Here is a 19,593-nt window from a genome sequence, read left to right as displayed (position 1 = left end):
TGGAAATCTCGGAAGCCAAGCGAGGCGAAATGTCTGTGTTCGTCAACGCGCAAGCCTGCAGGAAGTCCCCGCCAAGCTGAACTATAAGTTCGGCCCATCATCTCCTCCAGCAACTCGCATCCGGCTTAAGGCCTCAGCCTGAGAATCGCGAAGGGAACTTCCTTCATCAGGTCGGACGCTTTCGTTTGATCTCGATTGATGAGGAGTTCATCCCCTGTTATCACATTCAGCCAACGGCCCTGTGCCAACTTGATGCTTGTATTGCCCCAGAGTGCGGCACCGACCAGCAGATCATTGCTCTTCACCAACCCTGCCCACAGACGCGGAACGACGACCACAAGAGCATCGGTGCCAAGCCGCCTGACATAGGTCAGAAGATGGTCTGCATGGTCGCCTTCAGCCTCCAGCATCTGATAGCCGCCTTCGGCATAGAGCGCGGGTGATTGAAGCCGGTCTCGCAACAGGATGGAGATAATCCGCTGCTTGATCTTCCCTTCGGTCCACGTCCTCATGAGAGAGGAGAGCGATTCACGCTTCTCCAAGGCCTTCGCGCGGACCGCATAATCCACCGGACGCCGATTGTCCGGATCGACCAGAGAAAAATCCCAGAACTCTGTACCCTGGTAGATGTCAGGCACGCCTGGCAGCGTCAGCTTGAGAACTGTGCGGGTCAAACCGTTCAGCATGCCCAACGTCGACAGGCGCCGGAGCAGACCGCCGAAGCGTTCCAGGAAAGAGCCCTTCGGATCGAGCGCAGCTCGAAGGAGACCTAGGGCAGCCTCCTCATAGGCTTCATTCGGAGCAACCCAGCTTGTGTGCCGCTTGGCTTCACGAAGCGCTTTCGTGAGATAGCCCTCCATCCGCTCCTTGAACGAAGCCAGGTTGTTCCGATCAGTCTTCTCCAGCAGTTCCAGGGGCCATGCGCCGAGGAGGGCCTGGAGCAGGATAACCTGATCGTTGGCATCCGGTGCAGGAGCGCCGTCGATCTCTGACAGGTGAGGGGAGGCCAATTCCCTCCAGAGATCGAGCGCCTTCGACCACTCGTCAGGCATCTCGGAGAGGGCAAGAAGCCGGGCGCGTGCATCCTCGCCGCGCTTGGTGTCGTGCGTGGCGGTGGCGATCATGGCATGGGGCCAGATCCGGGCGCGATCCGCATTCAGCCGATGGAAGGCATCCGGCGGCAGGCCGAAGTGACCTGGATCGCCGCCGACCTCGTTCAGGGCTATTAGGCGGCCATATCGGTAAAAGAGGGTGTCCTCCAGGCTCTTCGCCATGACAGGCCCCGTCAGCTGCTGAAACCGGCGACGGAAGCGGCGCACGTCGTCAGGATTGCCGGACTGGGTTCGGCCGAGCAGGACAGAGGCGATGAAGTCATGCACGGTCCGATCGGGAAGCGCGCTGGAGGCCTTGGCGGCCTCGATCGTCTCCTCAATCAGGCGCACATCCTCGTCTGCAGGTTCGCCATCCTCCAGATAGCTGCGGTAGACGGGAAACGCAGCGACTATCTCCACCAAGGCTTGGCGCAGGGCGAACGCCGTGTAGTCGCGTGTGCGGCGACTGGCATCGGCGCTGGCCTTGATGTCGGAGACCAGGACCCCGAGTTCGCTGGCGAAATTCTTCTCCGTGATCTCGACCTTGGCCTCCTTAAGGAGCTCCTCATAGGAGCCCTGGAGACCTGATGCTGCGCGGTAGATCTGCTCGAAGGCATCGCCTGATCGTCCGTCCACCAGCACGCCGTCGATCACATTGAGCGTGTCGTATCCCGAGGTTCCAGCGACGGCCCAGGGGCGCAGCTCCTCGCCGGGTTCGAGGATCTTCTCGACCACCACATAGAAGCCGGGGCCAACCTTCTCCTGAAGGGCGCGGGCATAGCCCTCCGGATCGGCCAGGCCATCGATATGATCGATCCTGAGGCCGTGAACGAGACCCTCGTTCACGAGGCGAAGGATCAGCTCATGTGTCTTCTCAAAGATCTGCGGGATCTCGACGCGGATGCCCGCCAGGGTGTTGATGTCGAAGAACCGGCGGTAGTTGATATCGCTCGATGCCACCCGCCAGAAGGCGAGGCGGTACGCCTGCGCCTCCAGGAGGCGATGAAGGGCCTCGAAGCTCCCCGGATCATCCACGTTGCCGTTGATAGCCGCGACGGCCCTTTCGATAGCTTTCCGCATGTCTGCAGAGGTGGCAACCGTCTGTGCAAGATCGTGCTTGAGCCCCTCCGCCTCCTCTGGAAGAGCAGAAGAACCCCCGCTGGAGGCTTGCTCCCTCATGGCGCGCAGGCGTTCAGTGAGATTTCGCAGTTTCCCGGCCTTCCCCGGGTTGCTCAGGGACACCAGAGCGCGATCCAGGATTTCGGGATAAGTTGTCGGACAAACCGGGAAGCGATGCTCCCAGTGCCATACGCTGAAGGAGCCATCCTCTGGATCGAACTTCAGCTGCAGCTCGCCTCTTTCGAGGACCTCGCCATAGAGGCCGCCCAGGGATGGGATGATGAGCTTTCCGTCAGCGCCAGGGCGCTCCCAGTCGATGTCGAAGGCATCGACCACGGGAGAGAGGCGCCCCCATTCCAGCACGGAGAGCCACCAGCCGTTGGACTGGCCACCGACACCCATGTGGTTCGGCACGATGTCGAGCACAAGCTTGAGGCCGTGCTCCTTCAGAGCCTCCGAGAAACGGCGAAACCCGTCCTCTCCGCCGAGTTCCGGATTGATCACCGAATGGTCGACGATGTCATAACCGTGGGTGGATCCGGGCGCGGCTGCCTGGATGGGTGAGGAATAGACATGGCTGATGCCGAGTTTTGCCAGGTAGGGCACGATCTTCACGGCATCGTCGAACGTGAAGTCCTTGTGAAACTGCAGGCGGTAGGTGGCGCGCGGCGGCGGCGCGGTGAGGCTGCTCCTGCGGGCACGCACGTCCCGGCCCTCCTCAATAAGGGCAACAGCGAGCTTCGCCAGCAGGCTGCCCGGAGCGACAATGTCCTCGATAGTGTTCGACAGCCTGCGGCGCCAGTTGGGATGGCCCACATCCATGCCTGGCAGGTTGGGCTGGTTCAACTCGCCGGACGCATCCTCGATCTGCACCGCCGTGAGTACGGACGCAGTGCGGGCGAGGTAACGGATGGTCGCCTCCAGAGGCGGTTCTTCCGGTGCCTGCGATGAGGGTAGGAGACCTTCTTCTGCGAGCGCCTGGGCGAAGTGGATTTTGTCCGCCTTGCGCGCGGCGCGTTCCCGATCGGAGGTCTGAGGGTCGAAGACGCCGAGGGTCTGGCGCAGATCGACGTCGAGGCCGCGCCACCAACCGGTGAGGGTCGGAAGATCATGGGTGGTGATGACGGCAAGGGCGGAACGTGGATATTGGTCCGGCTTTTTGAAAGCCGATCCTTCGCGCTCAAAGGGCAGCACCCGGTAACTGAGAACGCCCGACTCCATGATCGCATCGGAAAAGCCTTCCGGGGCCGTGCCGAGGTCTTCCGCAATCACCAGACAGCGCGCGCGGTGGCTCTCGACACGCAGCACCGCCAGCATGGCCTCGAACGGATAATCCACATAGGCCCCCTGCGAGGCTGGGGCACCGGATGGGATCAGGAAGAGGCGCTGAAGCTGAAAGGCGTGGTCGATGCGGATCGCACCCGCATGGCGCATGTTGGCCGAGACGAGATCGCGGAAAGCGGCAAGACTCTGCTCCTCCAGGGTGAGCGGGTTGAACGGCGGAAGGCCCCAATCCTGCCCCTGCGGGCCGAGCGGATCCGGCGGCGCACCGATGGAGAGCCCCGGTGCATAACGCTCCGGCGTCGACCAGATCTCCGATCCGCCGCCATCCGATCCGACGGCAAGATCGCGATAAAGCCCGATGGGAAGTCCGGCGGCGCGGGCCCGCTCGGCAGCCTGCCCCAACTGCCGGTCGGCGAGCCATTGCAGCCAAGCGTGGAAGGCGACGCTCCCCGCCTCCTGCGAGCGGAAGCGCTTGACCTCGTCCGAACGGACTGACCGGAAGGCTTGGGGCCACTCGCCGATCCAGAAGCGCCCTTGCGCTCGGAAATGCTCGGAAAGAGCTTCGAAGGTCGCATGCGCCTCCAGGGCCTCGCCGCCCTCTTTGCGGAAGGTCTCGAAAGCGGCCTTGTTGCCGGAGGTTTGGAACCAGGACCAGAGGGTGTCGAGGACCGGGCGCTTGATGGCCCAGACTTCGGCATAATCGATGAGTGACGCGCCGCGCAGCTTGGCAAGACGTTGCTGCACGTCCGAACCCCCGATCAGCTGCGGTGCGCCGCTCTCGGCATATCCCTCGACAAGAGTGGGGTCGATATAGAGTGACTCGAGGAAGAGCCGTGAGGATGGCGAATAGGGAGATATCTTGGAGCGATCCGCCGCAAAAAGGGCATGAACCGGACTGAGGCCAAGGAACGCGCCTCCGAACCGGCCGACACCTTCTGCGGTGAGAGCCACGTCCGCGTAATCGCCGATCCCGAGGTCGCGTTCCGAGCGCAGAGAATAGACCTGCGCCGTCAGTCCCCATAATCGCGTGTTGCCCTTCAGAGCGTCAGGCTCCCAGCACTTGTCAGGAGCGGCAATGATCGTCGCGTCCCGGTCGCCCAGCCGGAGCCGGTGGTAGCCCATGGGAAGGGAGGGGAGATCGAGAGTGCGGCTGGTCTTGGTGAGCCGGCCTTCGTGAGTGGTTCCGCCTTCCTCGATAAGGGACCAGGTCGATGCAACGGCAGCGCTGCGCAGTTTGATCCTCGCGGGTGCCCCGGCTTCCACGGTCATGACCGCAGGCACCGGGCCTGCCTTCAGGTGCTCCAGTCGCCCAAGGCTCTCCTGTGCGCCTTTCTCGGACGAGACGTCGAGCCCAAGGGCGGCGAGCAGGGCTTTGCGGGTGCCGGAACCCGTCTCGACTCTTTTTCCGAAGGCATCGCTGTAATCCGAGGAAATGCCGACGAGCGCGGCCATCCGCTCCAGCAGAGCGTCCAGCCGGCTCATGCGGACGTCTCCTTCATGATGAATGCCGACCACGGTGGGAGCTGAAGGCTCCCGGTTGCAGGCCCGGCGCCGCTGCTTGACCAGAGCACACGAGTGCTTTCATGCATCGTCTTGTTCACGACCCTCTCGCCAAAATTGGCCAGCAGGCGAAGCGTGCCGGCCGTGAAAGTCCAGGTCACGTCGAGGGACCTTTCGGGTGAGATCGCATAATTCGAGCCGCGGTACTGGCTCTTCAGGAGAGGCACGATTTCCGTCTGGCGCAGGTCGAGCAGGTGACGGGTCTGCGCGAGAACCTCTTGATGCGGTGATTGCGCAACCTCCGACCAATCGATTCTGGATCGCTCGAACGTGGCGCGGTCCGTCGGGTCGGGAATGCGCTGCGACATCTCCGGATCCGTAAAGGCCTTGAAGCGTTTGAACTCGCCACGCCGTCCTTCGCGCACGGCCTTGGCCAGATCCGGCTCGCTCTCGAAATCGACGAAGAACTGGAACGGCGTCGAGGCAGCCCACTCCTCGCCCATGAAGATCAGTGGGATGTGCGGCGACAGAAGGAATACGCCCTGCGCAAGGGCCAAGCGGCCGGGCGAGATCAGCTGCGAGAGGCGTTCGCCAAAGGCGCGATTTCCCACCTGATCGTGGTTCTGAAGGAAGGACACGAAGGCCGTTGGAGTCAGATGCCCCGAGGGCTCGCCGCGCACGACGCCGTCCTTATGCGGAGACGGATCACCCTGATAGGCGAAACCTTCCGCCAGCGCCCGTCCGAGGTGCTTGAGCGGTCGGTCGGCATAGTCCTCGTAATAGCCTTCATTCTCGCCGGTCAGCAGGGCATGCCAGGAGTTGTGAATGTCATCGGCCCACTGCGCCGTGTGGAGCTTCGGTCGTCCATCCGCTTCGCGGCCGAGCCAGCGCGCCTGATTGGCTTCGTTTTCGAGCACAAGGTGAACGTGGCGATCAGGAATGGCTTCGCGGATTTGGTTGGCCAGCTCTTCGATGAAGTGCGGCTTGCTGTCATCCACGATGGCATGCACGGCATCGAACCGAAGGCCGTCGATATGAAACTCCTCCAGCCAGTAGAGCGCGTTGTGGAAGAAGAAGTCACGCACGTTGCGGCTGCCTTCCCCGTCCACGTTGATGCCTGCTCCCCAGGGTGTCGGGTGGCGCTCCGTGAAGAAGGTCTTCGCATAGGCGTGGAGATAATTGCCGGACGGGCCGAAGTGATTGTAGACCACATCGAGGAAGACCATGATGTCGAGCGCGTGCGCGTGCTCTACGAGGCGCTTCAGGTCGTCGGGGCTGCCATAGGCTGCATCCGGCGCGTAGGGCAAGACGCCGTCATAACCCCAGTTGCGCCGCCCCGGGAACTCGCCGATGGGCATGAGCTCGACGGCCGTGATGCCGAGATCGCGCAACTCTTCCAACTTGGCCATCAGGCCAGCGTAGGTGCCCTCCGGGGTCGCGGTTCCCACATGGACCTCGTAGAGGACAGTTTCTTCCCAAGCGCGTCCGGTCCAAGCTGTGTCGGACCACTGATATGTTGCGGGATCGACAACGAGGCTCAGGCCGTGGACATCATCAGGCTGAAATCTGGAGGCCGGGTCGGGCACCACGAGGCTGCCGTCGATTTTGTAGCCGTAGCGGCTGCCCGCACGGGCGTCCTGCGAGACGAGGCGATACCAACCTCCGTCATCTGCCGTCATCGTAAGCTCGGCCGTATCGAGAACGAGCCGCACGTCCTTGGCCGTGGGAGCCCATAGGGCAAAGCGAATACCATCGGGAGTTATCTCAGCCCCAAATGGCATGGAGTGAACGCGCCGCATCGGAACTCCGGAGAAGCATGGGAAGCACTTGCGAACGAGCAGTTCAGGGCAATGTTCCGGAGCAGCAGAAAAAAACAGCCAAGCTGACGTCTGCAGGTCGTCAACTGAGCAACGATACACCAGCCAAGCTGGCTGAAAGGGCTAATCAGGAATTTTCCAAAAATTTTGCGGAACCATATCGAGGGGTCGCGAGTTGAAAGCCCGACTGCCTATGGCGCGGGGAGTCGGTGGGGATCGCGCCTCTGAGCTAACATGCTGGACTCATCTCAACTGGACACCGTTTCAGGTGTCTCGGCCTTGGCGCATGCCGAACTTCTGAGCGGCTCCCAGGCTTCGGTTTCCATCAAGCGCCGTCAGTCAATTCTCTTCATTACATCCGAGATCGCCGATTACATCAAGGCTGGTGGCCTTGGTGAGGTGGCGGCAGCCTTGCCGCGGGCGTTGCGCCATCACTACGATGTGCGAATCCTTATTCCCGGTTACCGTCAGGTTCTCTCGCAGATCAGCGATTTGGAGGAGATTGCCCGCCTGCCGGCCTCATTCGGCATACCGGCCTGCGGTCTCGGACGCGGGACGACTCAGGATGGCCTGACAGTTTACGTTCTCCTGTGTTCGGAACTCTACGACCGCGATGGATCGCCTTATGTCGACAGCTTCGGTGCGGATTGGAGCGACAACGATATCCGTTTCGCGCGTCTGGGATTGGCGGCGGCCGATATCGCCTGCGGCAACGGCGATCCCTTGTGGCGCGCCGATCTCCTGCACCTCAACGATTGGCCGTCCGGGCTTGCGTCGGCCTATCTCGCTTGGCGCGGGCAGCGAATTCCGACAATCCTGACAATTCACAATCTTGCCTATCAGGGAAATTTTGATCGTGGGCGCCTTTCCCATCTTGGAATTCCCGATGCGGCCTTTCAAATCAATGGCGTTGAGTTCTACGGCAAGCTGTCTTTCCTGAAGGCCGGCATCTATTACTCGTCCCACATCACGACGGTGAGCTCCACCTATGCCCAGGAGATTACGCGGCCGGAATTCGGTTGCGGGCTCGATGGACTGCTCAGAACCCGCGCTGAGGAGGGACGTCTCGACGGCATCATCAACGGCATCGATGCGAGCTGGGATCCAAGCACGGATCCATATCTGGTCAGCCGATTTTCGGCCGAGAACTTCCGTGGCAAGCGTGCCAATGCCAACACTGTGCGCAAAAGCTTCGGACTCGACCTGTCCTCCGGCCCGCTCTTTGCCGTGGTGTCGCGCCTTGTTCATCAGAAGGGCGTGGACCTTGCCATTTCGGCGGCGGAAACCATCGTGTCCCAAGGTGGGCAGATTGCCGTCATCGGCCAGGGAGAGCCTCGCTTCGAATCCGAGCTGGAGGCGCTTGCGGGCCGTCATCCCGGTTCCATCGGCGTCAAGATCGGATATGACGAAGGCGATGCCCGTCGCATGTATGCAGGCAGCGATTTCCTGCTCATGCCATCCCGGTTCGAGCCCTGCGGTCTCAGTCAGATGTATGCGCAGCGGTTCGGCTCACTGCCAATTGCGCACAAGACCGGCGGGTTGGCCGACACGATCGAGGACGGCGTCACTGGATTTCTGTTCGGCGAACCTTCGCTCAACCGATTCAAGGATGCGATCAGGCGAGGCCTCGAAACCTTCCGCTCGAGGTCTCGGCTCACGACCATGCGTCGCGCTGCGATGAACAGGCCTCACGGTTGGGACCGCTCCGCCTCACGGTATCAGGAAGTTTATGAGCGTGCCTGCCAGGCGGCTTTGGCCTAGTGCTACCGGTCGGCTAAAACGTCGGTTGCACAACACTTGCCAATGATGCTGTTCTAACACACAAAGCCCGTGGGTGCGGAGGCACCCACGGGCTTTGTTATTTTAGTTAGAGAGCTTTAGTCCTTACCGCCGCGGCCATTTCCATTGCCACCGCCGTTTCCGTTACCATTGCCGCCTCCGGCCGGGCCATCCGCGTCGGTGCCGTCACCGTTGTTGGAATTGCCCGGATTCGACGAGTCGTTGCCGTCGGGGTCGTTGCCGTGACCGTTGTTGCCACGGCCTCCGCCATTGCCACTTCCATTGCCGCCACCGTTGCCATTGCCATTACCGGCCGGGCCGTCTGCATCGGTGCCGTCACCATTGTTGGAGTTACCCGGGTTCGACGAGTCATTGCCGTCGGGGTCGTTGCCATGGCCGTTGTTGCCATTGCCGTTGCCGGACCCGCCAATGCCCCCATTACCACCGGTGCCACCCGTGCCGCCGGTACCACCATTACCGCCGGTGCCACCATTGCCACCCGTGCCACCATTGCCTCCGGTTCCCCCGGTACCGCCTGTGCCGCCGGCGCCGTCATCACCCGTGCCGCCGGTTCCGCCGGTGCTGCCATTGCCGCCGGCGCTACCGGTTCCGCCCGTGCCGCCGGTGCCACCGGTGGTACCGGTACCACCGGTTCCCGAGTTGCCACGATCCGCAACAGAGCCGCCACGGCTGGGACCACGTCCGTCATTGACGCCGCCGGGCGCACCGACCACAGGGTTGCCGGTGCCAGGAATAATCGTCTGGTCACGGCCAATCGAGCCGGTTACAGCGTCGGTCTGATTCCGCTCACTGGTACGATCATCCATTCTGCGCAGAGCCTGAGGGCGGATAGCGCAACGGCAGACCTCCTGACCCTGCACGACCTGAAGCCGGCAGTTGTGGTACATGGAGGGATTGGCGACCGCCGGTATGCATTGCGGTCCGGACCTGAGGCTCTGGGCAAGGGCCGGAGTGCTGACAGCAAGGAAGAGGGCTGCGCCGGACAGAGCAAGAGCGTGCGAACGCTTCATGTGTTCACCTACATAATTAGCCAATTGTGATGTGTAGCTGCCTTCAGACAGCTTGCTTGGCTAATAGACGCATGTATAGGGATAACGTTCCTGAGATCTGATGAAATTCTAATCTCTTTGTGAGGGGAACTTTCCTGGCCTATGCGCTATGTGAGGAGAATATGGCTCTGATTGTGTCTGTTATTGCTAAGTTACCCTATAAGTGAAACTTAGCCATTAGCATCAATAAAAGAACGTAGGTAAACTTTCCAGCAAGGCTAATAGGCCCGGTAGGCTTCGGCCATGCCCCTGATGCTTTCAAGCTTAGACGAGAAGGCGGACCAGTCGTCCCCTGCAGCGATGGGGGCCCAGATCGCCTCCACCTCATCGATCAGCATGGTGCAGGGCTTCGGCTGCTCGAAATAGGGATGAGTGTGGTTGATGCCCGGAGACGGCAGGAAACCATCGAGAGCCGCCTGGACTGCACGGAAGGACTCATTCGCATAGAAGGCGGCCGAAGGGCTCTTTTCTGCGCGTGGGCTGCTCATCAAGCCGCCATGCCAATCGAAGAACGTCTGCTCGAAGGGTGCGCGCGTCTCGTAAAGGAAGGTCCATAGGGCCTTGGCCAGTGCCCCGTCATGCTCGTAGCCTCTGGATTGGAGACCAAGCCGGCGCAGGATGGCCTGCGCGAACTCCCGGTGGAGTGCAGGCTCGAAAGAGGCGAGCGCCTGCTCCAGCAGATCCTGCGGGGCCAGGGGGAGCAGGCACTCCGCCAGACGGTAGAGGTTCCATAGCAATGCGTCGGGCTGCCGACCGAAGGCATAGAGGCCGGTCTCATCGAAATAAGCTGCCGTGAAGCCTGGATCGTAGTGGGGCAGAAAGCGCCAGGGTCCGTAGTCGAAGCTTTCCCCGGTGATATTGATGTTGTCTGTGTTGAGCACGCCGTGGACGAAGCCCGCAGCCATCCACTGCGCGTCCATGCGGGCAACGCGCCGGCAGACCTGCTCGAGAAACGCGGCCGCACGGGCGGGCTCCTCATCTCGCCAGGTCTCGGGGAGATAGGTTCGTACCGTATGGTCGAGCAGCCTTCGCAGGTTGTCGACCTCGTCGAAGTAGAGAAAGCGCTGGAACGTTCCGATGCGGATATGTGAGTGACTGAGGCGAACCAGAACCGATGACCGTGTCGGTGACGGCTCGTCGCCTCTCTCGAGTTCCTCACCCGTCTCGATCAGGCTGAAGGACTTGGAGGTTTCGACGCCGAGGGCCTCAAGCATCTCGGTTGCAAGAATTTCCCGCACACCGCCCTTGAGCGTGAGCCTGCCATCCGCGTGGCGCGACCAGGGTGTCTGGCCACTTCCCTTCGTGCCAAGGTCAAGAAGCCTTCCATCCTCGACATCCTTGAGTTGGGCGAAGAGGAAGCCGCGCCCGTCGCCGAGATGGGGATTGTAGGTTCTGAACTGATGGCCGTGATAGCGCAGGGCCAGCGGCTGCTCGAAGCTTCCGGGCAACGGCTGGAAACGGCCGAAATGGTCAATCCATTCCTGATCGTTCAGAGCATCGAGGCCAATCCGCTCTGCCCAGCGCTGGTTGCGGTAGCGCAGGATGTGCTGCGGAAAGCGTGCCGGCTCGACAGCATCGTAGAAGGAGGGGCCGAGTTCCTCGTGATGCGTCGAAGGAGAAAAGTCAGGCGAGTAGGACATGCAAGCGATCCGGTTCCACCCATGGTCAAATCAAACGAGGCTGAATTGTTCAGCCCATCGCCCAAGACGGTGATGCGTGGGCTCACAATTCGGGTGAGAAGGTCAGGCAGAATCGACAGGCTGAACATGAAGGGGAAATGCTGCAAACAATGTTTCAAATGGCCTGAGCAGGAGCGCAGTTTGGAGCTGACCTGAAAAAATAATTGCAAGGAAGCTGTTTCCGAAATCACTTTGGTTGCCGGACGTTCGGGAAGAATGCTCAAGCACCTTCGTCCGGCATCCGGTCTGTCTACTGCTTTAGTCTATTGGCGGCAGCGGCTTCGTCTCTTAAGCTTTCATTCAACGAAGCAAGCGGGAGGCGGATCCATGGCATTGAAAGATGTGCTGAGCCTTTGCGGCCGGGTAGGCTTGATAGTCGCTGCGTTCGCGTTCGTCGCCGGGATCGTTGCGGGTCCAATCCTTGAGAAGGTTCTTTTTTCACAGCTGACAGTGACGGAGCGCAACGCTCAGCCCCTTTTGCCCCCCATCGATACGTCCTCCGAACGGCAGGTCGGACGGCCGGGCTAACGTCTTTTTAGAGATCGGTGGGGCATAACCCACCTCATCGCCCATACAGGCAGGAATGCGGCTCCATGTCCGGGGAAGCGCGATGAGCAGCGACACAGTACTCAGACAGGAAATTCGTTACTCGCTCGGCTACATCCGCAGCATGATCAACAATTATTCCGGCCTCTATTCGGGCGAGAATCTCGTGCGCGACGTCCTGCGCTTCTGCGACGAGATGGCCGGCACCGGAGCGCCGCATCTACGCCTGGAGGAGGCGAGACGCCTCGTGGAGGATCGATGCAGACGGCTTGCCCAGGACACGGATCGCTTCGCCGTGCGCGACCCTGTCGCAATTGCAGCTTCACGGGCTCAAGCCATGGCCGCCATCGACATACTTCAGGATGTGGTGTTCGAATGGCGCAAGGCCCGCATGCCCGTGCCATCGTCGGGACGGCTGCTGCGCAGGAAGAGCTTGTAGGAAAAGACTTGCCAGACCTCGACTGCCTCAAAGGCGCTTGGGTTTGATGGAGGCCGTCGCCGGCACATCGACAGTCTCTAGTTCGGGAGCAGGTTCGCTCTTCGGCATATCGAGTCTATAAACATCGTCTCGGAAATGGACCATGCCGTCGGCCGTTGCATAACCCGTCAGATAAACCCACGCGACGGGAACGGGCTTGTCGAGCCGAATGTCCTGACGCGCGTTACCGACGATGCCTGTGTCAATGCCTGCTCTGGTCCACGGGCCTGAAGGCCCGTTGGTGCCGCGCAGCAGCCATTCGGCGAATTCACCCACATCGGCGACCCGAACACAGCCTGAGGAATGGAAGCGGGCATCCTGTGCGAAAAGCTGCTTCTTGGGCGTGTCGTGCATATAGACTGCATGCTTGTTCGGCATGTCGATGCGGATCTGACCGAGCGAATTGATCGCGCCGGGATCCTGGCGAAGCGTGTAGTTGACGGCGTTCTGCGTCGACCAGTCGATCGCCTTCGGATCAACCTCCTGTCCCTTCGCATCCAGGATGCGGATCTTCATCTTCTGCAGATAATCCGGATCCTTCCGGACGTGGGGTATGATGTCCTTCTTGATCAGCGAGACCGGTACCGTCCAGGTTGGGTTGAGATTGACGGCCGTGACTCGGGTTTCGACAATGGGCGAGGGTCTGTCGGCCTTGCCGACGATGGCGACATACCGCCGAACGACCTGGCCCTGCTCGACAGCCTCCACAGCCGCCGAGGGAATGTTGACCACGACATATCGGCCACCGAAGGGAAAGGTGGAACTCGCCAGCCGTTGTGCGGATGCGGTGAGCTGACGATGGCGCGTTTCGGCCGGAACGTTGAGCGCTTCCAGGGTCCTTGCTCGCACGGCACCGGACTCTGGCAGTCCGTGTCGTGCCTGGAACTGCTTGACCGCACTCGTGAGAGCAGCGTCGAAGGTCGTGCCGTTCGCAAGTTCGCGCGAGAGATCTCCTTCAGCAACGAGACGCTGCCGGAGAACCGGAACCAATGGTCCCTTGTCGCCTGCCTTCAGCATTGTTCCCTGGGGGAGCGTGGGCCAGCCTCCTGTTTCGGCAATGCGCTTATAGGTCCAGGCAGCCCGCATGGTATTGATGAAGGTGCTGGCATCCAGGGTCGGGCGGGGATCCTGGGAGATCGTCGCCACCGGAATCCTTTGAGGTGCCGAGGGGTTGGGTTTGCTGGTGGGCGGAACTGCAGCTTTCTGTCGCAGCTCAGGTTCTGTGGAAGCCGGGGCGGGGCTTGAAGGCTGACGCGCTGGAGCGGCTGTGCTCACCTGTTCAGAGGCCGCCCACGCTTTGTTAAGGCTGCTTGATGCCGAGCATGAGAGAAAGATCAGGCTCAAGCTGACGGTGAGGCTGGTCGCATTCCGATAGGTCATTGGGAAACTATGACCGACGATGGTTTACAAAGTGCTGCTTCAGGGGAACGCGGCTGCCTGCAACCGGTCTTGGTGCCCGTGCGTTGTCTCCGCCTCAGCCCTCTCGCCGTACGAGTTCCTTCATGCGCGTGAAGCCCGCTCCTGCCCATGATATCCGGCGGATCGATCTGACCTTGCCACCATCCATAGGCCTTCACGCGGTTCACCTGATCGAGCAGGCTCTGAATGGGGACCGGAAGCAGCTCATCTATTTGTCAGGAGGCGAGAACCGGGCCGAGCAGATGGCACAGGCCTTGAAAGGGCTGGCTCCAGAGCTGGATGTGTATCTGCTGCCGCCCTGGGATTGTCTTCCCTTTGACAACACATCGCCCTCACGAGAGGCAATGGGGCGGCGCATGTCCGTCCTGCGGCGCATGTGTGAGCCGGGGAAAGGCGCGCGGATTCTGATCGCGAGCAGCGCCGCAATCATTCAACGAGTGCCGCCGCGAAGCATCTCTAAGAGCGCCTGCTTCCATCTCAAGATTGGTGAATACCTCTCGCCGGAAGAGCTTGAAGATTATCTCCTGCGTGCAGGATATGTCCTGGATGAGAGAGTGGACGAGCCAGGCGAGGCTGCCATCCGGGGACAGGTCATCGATATCTTTCCTGCGAGCAGTTCCTTGCCTTATCGCATCGAGCATGACGGCCAGACCATCGTCGCAATCCGTTCCTATGATCCTGTTTCGCAACGAACCGAAGGAGATGTTGAAATCCTTTCCCTCGATCCTGCTTCCGAGGTTCTGCTTGAAAAAACTCCTGATGGTTCGATGCCGGAACGGTTTGACGGAATGGAGCATCAGCTGCCGGAGCATTATGCATCTCTCGAAACGATCTTCGACTACTGGTCGGATGCTCCTGTTGTCGTCGACTCCAGAGCGGAGGAACGGCGCCAACTGGTGATGGAGCAGATTGTCGATGCTCATGAGAGCCGCACCTCGTTGCGAGGTGAGGGGGGCGGCAGAGGATCTGCGGTTTCTCCCGAGCGGATGTTCATCGCAGATGCGGAATGGCAGGACATTCTGGGGCAGCGCTGCCTGACCGTCATTCATGCGGCCTCGGAAGGGGAGGCGCGGCAGAACGCCGTCCCCCGGTTTGCCGCCGAGGTGAAGCCGGCTCGCGCCCTCGCGAGCTTCATTGAGGCACAGCAGGGCAAGGATCGGAAGATCGTCCTGGCGGCGGCAACGAGAAACGATCTGAACCGCCTTCGGCGCCGGGCTCAATCCCTGCAACTCAGCCCAAAACTGATCGAGCGTTGGAGTGACGCCGTTGAGGGGCCGCCAAAGGGCTCCTTCGCCCTTCAGGCCGATCTCAGGGGCGGGTTCATCGACGAGCGGCATGGCATCGCTGTCGTAACGGCTGCCGATGTTCTGGGAAGCCGCGCGTCGAACGGGCGTGAACAAGATGTCGGATCGACAGTCCACCAGTTCACCGATATGCGGTTTCAGATCGGCGATGCTGTCATCCACGTCGATCATGGACTTGGGCTTCTGGAGGGAACTGAGATCATCAGCATAGGCGAGGAGGGAGCGGGCGACGCCATCCGGCTCACCTATGCGGGCGATACGACACTCATGATTCCCGCAACGGATATGGACCGCGTTTGGCGTTACGGCCGCATGTCCGAGGCGCTGCAGCTCGACAAGCTGAAGAGCGATGCGTGGGTCGAGAAACTGGGTTCTATTGAAGCAGAGGTACGCAAAACCGCCGACCATCTGCGCAGGCTGGTCGAAGCGCGCGATGGCGCAAAGCTGAAGCCGCTCGTGCCGCCGGGACGTGAATACGAACGCTTTGTCGCGCGCTTTCCATTCTCCGAGACCCCGGATCAGCTGCGTGCCATTGAAGATGTCCTCGAAGACCTCGCCTCGGGACATCCCATGGACCGGCTGGTTTGCGGAGATGTCGGATTCGGCAAGACCGAGGTTGCCCTGCGTGCAGCGGCGGCCGTGGCGCTGTCGGGCAAACAGGTTGCCGTGATTGCGCCCACGACGGTGCTGGCGCGTCAGCATGTGCGCAGCTTTCAAAAGCGTTTTTCCGGCTTCGGCCTTGAGGTTGCGCACCTGTCTCGCCTTGTGACGGCATCCGAAGCGCGTGCCGTGAAGAAGGGACTGGCGGACGGAACGGTGCGCATCGTCATCGGCACGCATGCCCTCGCTGCCAAGGGCGTAGCCTTCAACGATCTCGGCCTTGTCATCATCGACGAGGAGCAGAGGTTCGGTGCCGCCCATAAATCGAAGCTCCGGGCGATGGCGTCGCTCGGACATGTGCTGACATTGACCGCAACGCCCATTCCCCGCACGCTGCAATCGGCCTTGGTTGGTTTGCAGGAACTGAGCATCATCGCCACGCCGCCGGCCCGGCGGCAGCCGATCCGCACCTTTCTGTCAGAATTTGACCCCGTAACCCTTCGCCAAGCCCTCATGCGCGAAAGCCGGCGGCGCGGGCAAAGTTTCGTGGTCTGCTCCCGGGTGGAGGACATCGGGCCGATGCGCGAGCAACTGGCGAAGATCGTACCCGACCTGAAGGTTCACGTGGCGCATGGTCAGATGCCGCCAGCCGAAACGGACGATGTGATGGTGCGGTTCGCAGATGGTGAAGGCGACATCCTGCTGGCCACCAACATCATCGAAAGCGGTCTCGATGTTCCTCGTGCCAACACCATGCTGGTATGGCGGGCCGACCGCTTCGGCCTGTCGCAACTCCACCAGCTTCGCGGCCGAGTCGGACGTGGTCGAATTCGCGGCACCACCTATCTGCTGACGGAGCTGGGACAGAAGCTGCCGAAGGCGACCGAAAAGCGCCTGCGAACCCTTGAAGCTCTCGACCGGCTCGGAGCTGGGTTTGCAATCAGCGCGCAGGATCTCGACCAGCGTGGAGCCGGCGCCCTTCTGGGTGAGGAGCAGGCAGGACATGTCAAGCTCATTGGAGCGGATTTATACCAGCACCTGCTGAAGCTTGCTCTGCGCGGAGAGACCTATGCGGACGAGTGGGTCCCCGAGCTCAACATCGGCCTGACGGGCTCGATTCCGGCCGAGTACGTGCATGAACCCGAGGTGCGGATCAATCTCTACGCGCGCCTCGCGCGCATGGACGGCTCGGAAAATATTGACGAGATCGAAGAGGAAATCGAGGATCGCTTCGGGCCAATTCCGGAAGCTCTGGAAAATCTTCTGCGCCTCACGGGCATTCGGAAAGTCTGCCGGCGACTGGGGATTGCCCGCATCGATGCAGGCCCCCAGGCAATAGCCTTGAGTTTCAGGCCGGAAGCCGTCGAGAGGCTTCCCCTGGAAAGCCTAATCGCGAAATCGAAAGGGTCGCTTCGCTGGAGCGGCGACCGGCTGATCCTCGCGGTCGCCGAGGATCGAGCTGGGGAGAGGCAGCAGCATATCCTTGAGCTTCTGGCGCGGCTCGACGATTGAGGCGGGTGCCGATTAGTTCAGCCACGAACGGATCGCGTCTGTAAGACTTATCCATGAAGATGATTTTCAACGTGAGGAGCCGATGACCTCGGAAGAGATCAAAGAATTGAATGCAGCACGGGAAAGCCTCGTGAAGCGTCGCAGGGAAATGGCCCGACAATTGTCCGAGGCCCCGCTCCCGTCCGTCGAGATGGCGGAGGAAATTACCAAGATCCTTGTTGCAATCGAGGCCATGGATCGGGCTCTGAACGAAGCAGGCCATCCCTATATGAGCCAGGGCGTGGTCGATCAGCTCAGGGCCGAGGATTAGATCCTAAAGCTTTATTCGCCCAATAACTTCGAACCCGGAAGACGCTCGTGGCCTGAGCACGAGCGCCTCGCCCTCGCTCGGAAAGATCCCGGTCAGGGCCGTGATGTTGACCTGATGGGTCACGAGCACCAGGACGCGGGCGGAACGCCAATCTTCGATGATCTCGCGCGCAGCCTGTGTCTGGGATGGCTCCTGCTCGCGCCCTGAGAAGAACGAATCCAGCGTCGGCTCCGGCTCCGCCATGGCGCCGAATGCCAGGCGCGCCGTGTCCAGTGCGCGGCACCAGCGGCTCGAGAGCACACGCTCGACCGGCACCTGCCGGCTCCTGAACGCATCCCCGATGCGCTGCGCCTGCTGTCGGCCCTCCTCAGACAGGTTGCGCTGCGTCGAGCAGTCGTCCAGCCGAAACTTGGCCGGGTCGCCTGTTCCCGGTGCACGGGCGTGCCGAAAAAGCGCCACCGTGCCTCCCTGCCGCAAGGCCTGCCAGGCTTCCTCCGATGCACGAGCAGGGTGCATCCACCCCGCCGTCGCGAGAATGCACAGCGCCAAAGCTAAGCGCATGGTGCGCCTCGTCATCAAACGGCCAAGCTGCCTCATTGTTGTCTCATAATAAGAGCCTACCGGTTGGCAAGACAAAGCAGAACCGGAGCGGATGTACAGCTCTGGCAACGGCCGACAAGTGGCAGAGGGGCATGTTCAATGATTATCGCACGTAGAGCGGCGCTCGGCTTGGCTGCCGGGCTGATGATCCTGTCGGTTGCGCCCGTACAGGCCAAACCCGGCCGCTCCTTTGTTCTGACGGCTGAGCGCATGGCCCAGCTCCAGCAGATCAACAGCCATGTGAACAGAACCATCCGTGAGGTTTCGGATCTGGAGCAGTATGGCCGTGACGACGTGTGGGCGCTCCCTACCAGCGGCAAAGGCGACTGCGAAGACTTCGTGCTGTTGAAGCGCAAGATGCTGATCGAGCGCGGCTGGCCCTCGTCGGCGTTCTCGATCACGCTCGGCGCCACTGCGCAGGGCGAAGCCCATGCAGTTCTTCTGGTCTCGACCGCTCAGGGGCAGTATGTCCTCGACAACCTCACCTCGTCGATCCTGAGCCCAGAGAGGACAGGTCACGTGTTCCATTCAAGGCAGTCGGGCCGCGGATGGGTCTCGGCTTCAGGGGAGAGGACGAGAGAACCCGTGGCGGATCTGCCGGTGGCCAAGGTTTCTTTTCGCGGAAAGCGTGGCTGATTTCCCGGGATTTTGAAGCGTCAGGCCTTCGCGGTTAGCTCGACCAGGATTTCCACGAGCGGATCTGCAGGATACGTTAAGCCGGCGATGACATCGAAGTGGTGGGCGCCCGGCACCTCGTGGTAACGGGTCGTCACGCCGGTCTTGCCCCATTCACCGACGATCACGCGGGATTGGCGCAGGAACTCGCTGCTCTCTGCGCCCCCGACAACCGCGACAAGGCTCCCGCCGCTCGGCGGCGCCCACTCAAGCGGACTCAGGCGGTGCGCCTCCTCGATCGTGAGCCCGAGGGCCTTGTTGATCGAAGTTCCTACGAGAGGTGAAAGATCGAAGAGACCGGAGATCGGCATCGCTGCCCGCACTGGATGCTGCGTCGGAGCTGATCGTGCCATGAGGCAGGCTGCCAGATGCCCGCCGGCCGAATGACCTGTGGCGACGATGGAACGGCCTGTCCGATGCATGATGAAGTCCGCTGCCTCTTCGATTTCAGCAATGATCTCGGCGAGCGTGGCTGCAGGTGCAAGCGTGTAGCTCGGCACCGCCACCGTCAGTCCGCGCATGTTGGCGCCGCGGGCGAGATGACTTGAGGACGACTTGTCAAAAGCCTGCCAATAGCCGCCATGGATGAACAGCACGACGGGACCACCCGCATCGCCGCCTTGCGGGTGGAAGAGATCGAGCCTATGCCGCTGGCCGGGCCCATAGGCCAGATCGAGCTCGCTGCGGGCTGTCTCGCGATACGCAGCGGCATCGCGCTGCCATCCGGCGATATGCACGGGATGGTCCGGCACCCGTGCCCGGTTGTTGTATTCGGTCTCGAAGTCCAGGGATCCGGATGCCATGGCGCTT

General features: G+C 61.4%; 13 protein-coding genes. 6 read left to right on the top strand and 7 right to left on the bottom strand.

The window, feature by feature from the left end; translation table 11 throughout:
- Window positions 1-125: 125 nt before the first annotated feature.
- The gene (locus JQC81_RS05520; RefSeq protein ID WP_203270819.1) at window positions 126-4,976 is read right to left on the bottom strand and encodes a malto-oligosyltrehalose synthase; all 4,851 of its coding nucleotides are present in this window, start codon (window positions 4,974-4,976) and stop codon (window positions 126-128) included.
- Window positions 4,973-6,793, bottom strand: coding sequence for a malto-oligosyltrehalose trehalohydrolase (gene treZ, locus JQC81_RS05515; RefSeq protein ID WP_203270818.1), 1,821 nt, complete (start codon window positions 6,791-6,793; stop codon window positions 4,973-4,975). Before treZ ends, JQC81_RS05520 begins: the two co-directional genes overlap by 4 nt.
- A 252-nt stretch (window positions 6,794-7,045) precedes the next feature.
- Here treZ and glgA point away from each other — a divergent pair, with 252 nt between their 5' ends.
- Window positions 7,046-8,572 (top strand): glycogen synthase GlgA, encoded by a 1,527-nt coding sequence (glgA, locus tag JQC81_RS05510; protein WP_203270817.1) that lies wholly within the window; start codon window positions 7,046-7,048, stop codon window positions 8,570-8,572.
- A gap of 116 nt (window positions 8,573-8,688) precedes the next feature.
- On the opposite strand, the gene JQC81_RS05505 is transcribed toward glgA, so the two are convergent.
- Together JQC81_RS05505 and JQC81_RS05500 are read right to left on the bottom strand one after the other, a co-directional pair.
- Complete coding sequence (locus tag JQC81_RS05505; protein WP_203270816.1) at window positions 8,689-9,621, bottom strand: hypothetical protein; 933 nt, start codon at window positions 9,619-9,621, stop codon at window positions 8,689-8,691.
- Window positions 9,622-9,878: 257 nt separating this feature from the next.
- Window positions 9,879-11,300: a protein adenylyltransferase SelO gene (locus JQC81_RS05500; protein ID WP_203270815.1), complete on the bottom strand. Its 1,422-nt coding sequence runs from the start codon at window positions 11,298-11,300 to the stop codon at window positions 9,879-9,881.
- Window positions 11,301-11,666: 366 nt separating this feature from the next.
- On the opposite strand from JQC81_RS05500, the gene JQC81_RS05495 reads away from it, so the two are divergent.
- Entirely contained in the window at window positions 11,667-11,867 is a 201-nt protein-coding gene (locus JQC81_RS05495; RefSeq protein ID WP_203270814.1) for a hypothetical protein, read from the top strand.
- An 82-nt stretch (window positions 11,868-11,949) separates the two neighbouring features.
- A complete protein-coding gene (locus JQC81_RS05490; RefSeq protein WP_203270813.1) occupies window positions 11,950-12,324 on the top strand; it encodes a hypothetical protein in 375 nt (124 codons plus the stop codon).
- A 27-nt stretch (window positions 12,325-12,351) separates the two neighbouring features.
- On the opposite strand, the gene JQC81_RS05485 is transcribed toward JQC81_RS05490, so the two are convergent.
- A complete protein-coding gene (locus JQC81_RS05485) occupies window positions 12,352-13,509 on the bottom strand; it encodes a L,D-transpeptidase family protein (protein ID WP_376772369.1) in 1,158 nt (385 codons plus the stop codon).
- Window positions 13,510-13,865: 356 nt separating this feature from the next.
- Between JQC81_RS05485 and JQC81_RS05480 the strand changes: the two genes are divergently transcribed.
- Together JQC81_RS05480 and JQC81_RS05475 are read left to right on the top strand one after the other, a co-directional pair.
- A complete protein-coding gene (locus JQC81_RS05480) occupies window positions 13,866-17,198 on the top strand; it encodes a DEAD/DEAH box helicase (protein WP_203270811.1) in 3,333 nt (1,110 codons plus the stop codon).
- 82 nt (window positions 17,199-17,280) lie between these two features.
- Window positions 17,281-17,508: a hypothetical protein gene (locus JQC81_RS05475; RefSeq protein ID WP_199049209.1), complete on the top strand. Its 228-nt coding sequence runs from the start codon at window positions 17,281-17,283 to the stop codon at window positions 17,506-17,508.
- A 3-nt stretch (window positions 17,509-17,511) separates the two neighbouring features.
- Here the strand turns inward: JQC81_RS05475 and JQC81_RS05470 are convergent, their stop codons facing one another.
- A complete protein-coding gene (locus JQC81_RS05470) occupies window positions 17,512-18,069 on the bottom strand; it encodes a histidine phosphatase family protein (protein WP_203270810.1) in 558 nt (185 codons plus the stop codon).
- Between the two features lie 138 nt (window positions 18,070-18,207).
- Here JQC81_RS05470 and JQC81_RS05465 point away from each other — a divergent pair, with 138 nt between their 5' ends.
- Window positions 18,208-18,744: a transglutaminase-like cysteine peptidase gene (locus tag JQC81_RS05465; RefSeq protein WP_203270809.1), complete on the top strand. Its 537-nt coding sequence runs from the start codon at window positions 18,208-18,210 to the stop codon at window positions 18,742-18,744.
- Between the two features lie 20 nt (window positions 18,745-18,764).
- Here the strand turns inward: JQC81_RS05465 and JQC81_RS05460 are convergent, their stop codons facing one another.
- The gene (locus JQC81_RS05460; protein WP_203270808.1) at window positions 18,765-19,586 is read right to left on the bottom strand and encodes an alpha/beta hydrolase; all 822 of its coding nucleotides are present in this window, start codon (window positions 19,584-19,586) and stop codon (window positions 18,765-18,767) included.
- Between the last annotated feature and the right edge of the window lie 7 nt (window positions 19,587-19,593).

The organism is Microvirga arabica, assembly GCF_016811235.1.
Taxonomy (GTDB): Bacteria; Pseudomonadota; Alphaproteobacteria; order Rhizobiales; family Beijerinckiaceae; genus Microvirga; species Microvirga arabica.
Note: the sequence above shows the minus strand (reverse complement) of the source record. Positions and strands in the feature narration are given on the sequence as shown.

What these genes read in the sequence shown, in the direction of transcription:
- JQC81_RS05520 (WP_203270819.1), bottom strand. Translation starts at nt 4,976, where the DNA reads ATGAGCCGGCTGGACGCTCTGCTGGAGCGGATGGCCGCGCTCGTCGGC.
- treZ (WP_203270818.1), bottom strand. Translation starts at nt 6,793, where the DNA reads ATGCGGCGCGTTCACTCCATGCCATTTGGGGCTGAGATAACTCCCGAT.
- glgA (WP_203270817.1), top strand. Translation starts at nt 7,046, where the DNA reads ATGCTGGACTCATCTCAACTGGACACCGTTTCAGGTGTCTCGGCCTTG.
- JQC81_RS05505 (WP_203270816.1), bottom strand. Translation starts at nt 9,621, where the DNA reads ATGAAGCGTTCGCACGCTCTTGCTCTGTCCGGCGCAGCCCTCTTCCTT.
- JQC81_RS05500 (WP_203270815.1), bottom strand. Translation starts at nt 11,300, where the DNA reads ATGTCCTACTCGCCTGACTTTTCTCCTTCGACGCATCACGAGGAACTC.
- JQC81_RS05495 (WP_203270814.1), top strand. Translation starts at nt 11,667, where the DNA reads ATGGCATTGAAAGATGTGCTGAGCCTTTGCGGCCGGGTAGGCTTGATA.
- JQC81_RS05490 (WP_203270813.1), top strand. Translation starts at nt 11,950, where the DNA reads ATGAGCAGCGACACAGTACTCAGACAGGAAATTCGTTACTCGCTCGGC.
- JQC81_RS05480 (WP_203270811.1), top strand. Translation starts at nt 13,866, where the DNA reads ATGCGCGTGAAGCCCGCTCCTGCCCATGATATCCGGCGGATCGATCTG.
- JQC81_RS05475 (WP_199049209.1), top strand. Translation starts at nt 17,281, where the DNA reads ATGACCTCGGAAGAGATCAAAGAATTGAATGCAGCACGGGAAAGCCTC.
- JQC81_RS05470 (WP_203270810.1), bottom strand. Translation starts at nt 18,069, where the DNA reads ATGCGCTTAGCTTTGGCGCTGTGCATTCTCGCGACGGCGGGGTGGATG.
- JQC81_RS05465 (WP_203270809.1), top strand. Translation starts at nt 18,208, where the DNA reads ATGATTATCGCACGTAGAGCGGCGCTCGGCTTGGCTGCCGGGCTGATG.
- JQC81_RS05460 (WP_203270808.1), bottom strand. Translation starts at nt 19,586, where the DNA reads ATGGCATCCGGATCCCTGGACTTCGAGACCGAATACAACAACCGGGCA.